At 69.5% G+C, this 5,594-nt stretch carries 5 protein-coding genes and 1 pseudogene; 3 read left to right on the forward strand and 3 right to left on the reverse strand.

Going from position 1 to position 5,594, the window contains the following annotated elements; all coding sequences use genetic code 11:
• Positions 1-1,085, forward strand: a pseudogene (locus ACQKIP_RS38125) (RNA-guided endonuclease InsQ/TnpB family protein); the annotation flags it as partial.
• Positions 1,086-1,100: 15 nt separating this feature from the next.
• Here the strand turns inward: ACQKIP_RS38125 and ACQKIP_RS38130 are convergent.
• Genes ACQKIP_RS38130 through ACQKIP_RS38140 form a run of 3 tightly spaced genes read right to left on the reverse strand, consistent with a single transcriptional unit; the run spans position 1,101 to position 3,127 of the window.
• Positions 1,101-1,721 carry a hypothetical protein gene (locus ACQKIP_RS38130; protein WP_427745193.1) on the reverse strand — a complete coding sequence of 207 codons (621 nt, stop codon included), beginning with the start codon at positions 1,719-1,721 and terminating at the stop codon, positions 1,101-1,103.
• A 36-nt stretch (positions 1,722-1,757) separates the two neighbouring features.
• A complete protein-coding gene (locus ACQKIP_RS38135) occupies positions 1,758-2,222 on the reverse strand; it encodes an SRPBCC family protein (RefSeq protein WP_365854043.1) in 465 nt (154 codons plus the stop codon).
• Entirely contained in the window at positions 2,210-3,127 is a 918-nt protein-coding gene (locus tag ACQKIP_RS38140) for an RNA polymerase sigma-70 factor (RefSeq protein WP_365854041.1), read from the reverse strand. The genes ACQKIP_RS38135 and ACQKIP_RS38140 overlap by 13 nt, the downstream gene beginning before the upstream one ends.
• Before the next feature lie 234 nt (positions 3,128-3,361).
• Between ACQKIP_RS38140 and ACQKIP_RS38145 the strand changes: the two genes are divergently transcribed.
• Both ACQKIP_RS38145 and ACQKIP_RS38150 read left to right on the forward strand, forming a co-directional pair.
• Positions 3,362-4,942: a hypothetical protein gene (locus tag ACQKIP_RS38145; protein ID WP_365854039.1), complete on the forward strand. Its 1,581-nt coding sequence runs from the start codon at positions 3,362-3,364 to the stop codon at positions 4,940-4,942.
• 92 nt (positions 4,943-5,034) lie between these two features.
• Positions 5,035-5,594: serine hydrolase domain-containing protein (locus ACQKIP_RS38150; RefSeq protein ID WP_427745194.1), on the forward strand; the 560-nt coding region annotated here is incomplete at its 3' end.

Consider the following 5,594-nt stretch of genomic DNA (forward strand, 5'->3'; position numbering starts at 1 on the left):
CTCCAAGAAAGCGCACGCCGAGCAGGAGAAGTGCGGTCCCGCGCGACTGGACAAGATGCTCACCGGGGCCCGGCAGGCCAATGTCTGGCTGCGGGAGGGCTCCAGCGTTCCGCAGCAGCAACTCATCCGCGACTTCGCCAAGTCCCGCGCCAAGGCGCTGAAGGACATCAAGGCGCGTCTGCCGATCAAGCAGCGGGCAGGCTTGCCGAAGCACAAGAAGAAGCGCGAAGCGCGGCCCTCGCTGAACTACACCCAGCGCGGATTCCGTCTCAAGGACGGGCGGCTGCATCTGGCGGGCGGGATCGTCGTGCGCCCGGTGTGGTCGCGGCAGCTGCCGAAGGCGCCGTCGTCGGTGCGGGTCTACCAGGACGCGTTGGGGCACTGGTACTGCTCGTTCGTTGTCGATGCGGTGACCGAGGCGCTGCCGGTCACGGGGCGGGTGATCGGCATCGACTGGGGCGTGAAGGAGACCGCCACCACCACCTCCGACACGCACGACCTGCCGCACGCCGAGCACGGCAGACGGGCCGCGCAGCGCCTGGCGCGCTATCAGCGGCAGATGGCCCGCAGGAAGCCGAAGCGAGGACAGTCCGCGTCGGGGGGCTATCGTCAGGCGAGGCGGCAGACGGCCAAGCTGCACGCGAAAGTGGCCCGGCAGCGTCAGGACACCGGACGCAAGTGGGCCAAGCACGTGGTGCGGGACCATGACGCGCTCGCCGTCGAAGACTTCCGCCCCCGGTTCCTGGCGAAGTCGACGATGGCCCGCAAGGCCGCTGATGCGGCGATCGGCGCCACCAAGGCAGCGTTGATCGAGCAGGCCCGCAAGCACGGCAGGACTCTGTGTTTGGTCAATCCCGCGCACACCACGATGGACTGCGCGGCCTGCGATGCGAGAGCCAAGCATCGTCTCCCTCTCTCTGAACGTACCTACACCTGCACGGCGTGCGGTCTGGTCTCGCCCAGGGACAAGAACTCCGCGCACGTGATGCTGGTCCGGGCAGGTTTTGTCCCGGCTGGTGCCGATCGCAGCAGACTCGTATCCCCGCCGGGGACCCGAGCAGCGTGAGCCAGAAATCCCCTTCCTTCAGGGAGGGGAGGATTCAAAGAAGACTTCGTACCTCATCGGGGCGGCCCCGGAAGTACATGCTGCTGCGCGCACGGGAGCGGTCGCCGCGCTCATACGCGGCATCGGAACGCTCGGCGGGCGCCGACCGCGTGGCCAGCGCCTGCAGCGTCTCAAGCCCGGCCAGGACGGCGGAGCGATTGTCCGCGCGCTTCATCCACGACGGCAGCCGCGCGTACAGGGACATCGTCGGCCGCTCCGCGCTGCGCTCACGCAGCCCGGCGCATACATAGGCGGACAGTTCGGCGGCATGCTCCTCGTTGTAGGCCCACAGGATCTCCCCGGCACAGCGGGTCTGCAGCCAGAGCGGCTGCCCGAAGAAGGGGTCCTCACTGCCGCCCAGTACGGCCCCGACCAGACCGGCGCCGCGCACCTCGGGTTCCCAGCCGGCAACGGCCCCGCACCCGCCGCAGGCCAGCCGCCGCGGCTGGAACTGGAGCTCGGTGGAGTAATTGGGTGCGGGCAGGCCGGGGCGGGGGACGACCGCCGCACGGCCGCCGCAGGACGGGCAGACCACCAGAATGCGGCCGGCGAACCGGGCCAGCCGAGTGCCGGTGTCGTAGTGGCGGTCGGGCTCGGTGCCCGCGGCGGAATCCATGGGGGACACCCTTGCAGACGCGCACCGTTGCGGTCCTCAGGCCCGGTTCCGGCTGGGTCGGCGTGCCAGTGCGGTGTCGGCGGCGTCCAGGATGCTGCGGAAGCTGCCGGTGATCATCGGGCGTACGAGGTGGCGGGTCAGGAAGGCGCCGACCCATGGGGCGCGCATCTCGGCGCGGGTGGTCCAGTTGACCAGGGTTCCGCCGTCGGTCTCGGTGAATGTCATGCGGCCGAGTTCGTGCCGGGACGGCGGCACGCTGCGGTCGACGACGTACTCGGTGACGTAGGGCGGTTCGTAGCGGGTGATGCGCTCGCTGAGCCAGCCGATGGCCCACAGGTGGCTGCGCACCGCGCCCACCCCGTAGGGCGCGGACTTGCCGGGCCGGGTCAGACGGCAGCGCAGCACCAGGGGCGAGCGCGTGTAGTTGGTGGTCGTGGTGAGCCAGGCGAACACCTCGTCGATCGGGGCGTCGATGGTGCGCTCGACGGTCATGGTTTCCATGGCTGCGTCTCTCCTCTGTCGAGTGGCCGCACCGTCTCGACGCGGTGCAGCTTGTCCGGGTTGCGCATGGCGTAGAGGCCGGTGATCTGTCCGTCGTGGATCTCGAAGGCGAGCAGCCAGTCGAGTTCGCCCTCGGTGCGGCACAGCGCCGCGGGCATGCCGTTGTACAGGGCGTGCTCGATGCGGGTCGCGGGGGTGATGGTGGTGCGGGCCACGCCGAGGGTGAAGCGGGCGACCTCGTCGCGGCCGGTGATCGGGCGGCGGGCCGCGCTGGCTTTGCCGCCGCCGTCGGAGATCTCCACGACGTCGGGCGCCATCAGGTCCATCAGCCCCTGGATCTCGCCGGTCGTCGCCGCGAAGAGGAAACGCCGGACGATGGCGCGGGTGGCTTCGGAGTCGGGCTCGAAGCGGCGTCGTCGTGCGTGGACGTGCCCCCGTGCGCGGTGGGCGATCTGCCGGACGGTGACTTCGCTCTTGCCGACCGAGGAGGCGATCTCGCCGTGGGTGTAGCCGAACACGTCGTGCAGGACGAACACCGCGCGTTCGGTGGGGTTGAGGGTCTCCAGGACCAGCATCATCGCCATCGAGACCGACTCGGCCAGGACGGCGTCCTCATTGACCTCGGGGGCGGTGCGGATCGGCTCGGGAAGCCAGGGGCCGACGTAGTCCTCGCGCCGCGCCTTGACCGCTCGCAGATGGTTGAGGGACTGCCGGGTCACCACGCGCACCAGGTAGGCGCGCGGGTGTTCGACGGCCGCCGGATCGACCGTGCTCCAGCGCAGGTAGCTCTCTTGCAGGACGTCCTCGGCGTCGGCGGCGCTGCCCAGCATCTCGTAGGCGATGGTGAACAGCAGCGGGCGGTGCTCGCTGAAGGCGTCCGCAGCATCCGCCACGTCCTCAGCCATGTCCGGCCCCAGCTTTACGCGTCGTCATGGACCCGCTCCTCTCTTCGGACGCCCATCGAGACACCCCGGACCCGCGAACCGTGACAGTCCACGCCTGTGATTCACCTCATAGGCCGCACCGAGTTCTGCGTATCTCCCGTCGGAGATCTGCCGCCGGGGCCCGGGCTCTGCTACGCAGGAACTGACCTCGCGCCAGGGCGCAGCCGGTGCGCCGTGGTGTGCCAAGGGGGGATCATGCGCGATTCCGTACGTCGTGTAGGGCCGCGGAGTTCCGAACGCGAGAGCCCGCGGGTGCCGGTGACCGACCCGAAGCTGGGGGTCGAGGTCAGTCCGAACCGGGCCGGCGATCCCCGGCACCGCCTGGTCGCGGTGGGGGATTCGCTGACCCAGGGATTCCAGAGCGCGGCCGTCTTCAACACGGGGCTGTCCTACCCGGCGATCATCGCGCACGAGCTGGGATGGCTTCCGCGCTTCCGCTATCCCCTCTACGGAGGCTTCGGCGGGCTGCCGTTCAACCTCGAGTTCTTCCTGCGCGACCTGGAGGACCGCTACGGGCGGACCGTGGACTGGTGGGAGGTGCCGCTGGCCCTGTTCCGGGCCCGCAACGTGATGGACCGGGTGGAGGACTACTGGGAGCGGGGGCCCGGCAGCAAGGTGCCTTCGACCACGGCGATCATGCACAACCTTGCCGTGTTCGGGTGGGACCTGCGCGACGCGCTGTCGAAGTCGGCGGACGAGTGCCGCAAGCGGATCGATGTGCCGAAGGACGATCTGGTGAACCAGATCGTGCAGAACGCCGGCGAGCGCGCCGCCCTGCGGGTGCTGCCCACCCAGCCCGAAACCGCGGGCGCCCTGACCCAGTTGGGCGCGGCGGCCGAACTCGGCAAGGACACCGACGGCTCCGGCTCGCCGCACGGCATCGAGACTCTCGTCGTCTTCCTGGGGGCGAACAACGCGCTGCGGGCGGTGACCGAACTCCGCGTGGCGTGGAGCGAGGACTCCGGCTTCGACGACCTGGACTCCAAGCGGCGCTTCACGGTCTGGCGGCCCAAGCACTTCATCTCCGAGCTGCGCAAGGTCGCCGCGCAAGTCGCCGGGATCAAGGCGCGCCACGTCATCTGGTGCACGGTTCCGCATGTGACCATCGCGCCGATGGCGCGCGGCGTGGCGGTCAAGACCGAGCCCGGTTCGCGCTACTTCCCCTACTACACCCGACCGTGGATCAAGGACCAGGACTTCGACAAGGGCAGGGACCCCAACATCACCGCGGACCAGGCGCGGCAGGTCGACGACGCGATCGACGCGTACAACGACGCGATCACGGAGACGGTCCGGGCTGCCCGGACCAAGGGGAAGGACTGGTATCTCCTGGAGACCAGCGGCCTGATGGACCGGCTGGCATCGCGCCGCTACGCCGAGGACCCGCTGGCGCGTCCGGACTGGTGGCAGCCCTATCCGCTGCCGTCGGCACTGCAGGCGCTGTCACCGCCGCCGAACTCGCATTTCCTCGCGGTCAAGAACGGGCGGCGCAGCGACGGGGGCCTGTTCTCGCTCGACGGCGTGCACCCGACGACGGTCGGGTACGGGATTCTCGCCCAAGAGGTGATCAACGTGATGCGCCTCGCGGGGGTCCAGTTCTTCCGCCCCGACACGAGCACACCCCGCCAGGACCCGGTGCTCGTGGACTTCGACCGGCTCATCCGCCATGACACCCTGGTCAACCGGCCGCCGGGGAACCTGGGTTCGGCGCTGAACGTCCTGGGCTGGGCCGATGAGGCGCTGGACCTGTTCCGGCGGGTGTTCGCCACCCTGTGACCCACCCCTGACAGGTCCCTGAGGCGGGCCCCTGAGCGATCTCCGGGGCTTCCCCGATGGTGCGCGGTTTGCGTGGCTGGTCAGCTGTTGTCATGAGAAAACGTCAGTCAACGCGCCGTCTTCCGGCCCTCCTTGCCGTGGCGGGTGCGCTCCTTGTCGCCGGGCCCGCCGTCGCCGTGCCCGCTTTCGCCGACTCCCGCCACGGAGGTCCGCGATTACATGACCGGACGCAGGCAGCCCTGGACGACATCGTGGAGCAGGGCACGCCCGGTGTCATCGCCGGGGTGCGCGAGGACCTCCGGGAGTGGAAAGGCCGGGCGGGTGTCGGTGACCTTTCCACCGACCGTCCGCGCAGCACCCGCGAGAAGTTCCGCATCGCCAGCGTGACGAAGATGTTCACCGCCACGGTGCTGCTCAAGCTCGAGGCCAAGGGGGAGTTGTCGCTGGACGACAGTGTCGAGAAGTGGCTGCCCGGTGTGGTGCGCGCCAAGGGCTACCGGCCCGGGGCCATCACCGTGCGCCAGCTGCTCAACCACACGAGCGGGATCTTCGACTACAACATGGACGAGAAGTTCCGTGCCAGGTACGCGGGCGAGGAGTTCGACAGGAACCGCTACACCCGGTGGGCCCCCACCGATCTGCTGGACATAGC

The sequence above is a fragment of the Streptomyces sp. NPDC059900 genome (genome assembly GCF_050270335.1).
In the GTDB taxonomy this organism is placed as follows: domain Bacteria; phylum Actinomycetota; class Actinomycetes; order Streptomycetales; family Streptomycetaceae; genus Streptomyces.

What these genes read in the sequence shown, in the direction of transcription:
- ACQKIP_RS38145 (WP_365854039.1), top strand. Translation starts at nt 3,362, where the DNA reads ATGCGCGATTCCGTACGTCGTGTAGGGCCGCGGAGTTCCGAACGCGAG.
- ACQKIP_RS38130 (WP_427745193.1), bottom strand. Translation starts at nt 1,721, where the DNA reads ATGGATTCCGCCGCGGGCACCGAGCCCGACCGCCACTACGACACCGGC.
- ACQKIP_RS38140 (WP_365854041.1), bottom strand. Translation starts at nt 3,127, where the DNA reads ATGGCTGAGGACGTGGCGGATGCTGCGGACGCCTTCAGCGAGCACCGC.
- ACQKIP_RS38135 (WP_365854043.1), bottom strand. Translation starts at nt 2,222, where the DNA reads ATGGAAACCATGACCGTCGAGCGCACCATCGACGCCCCGATCGACGAG.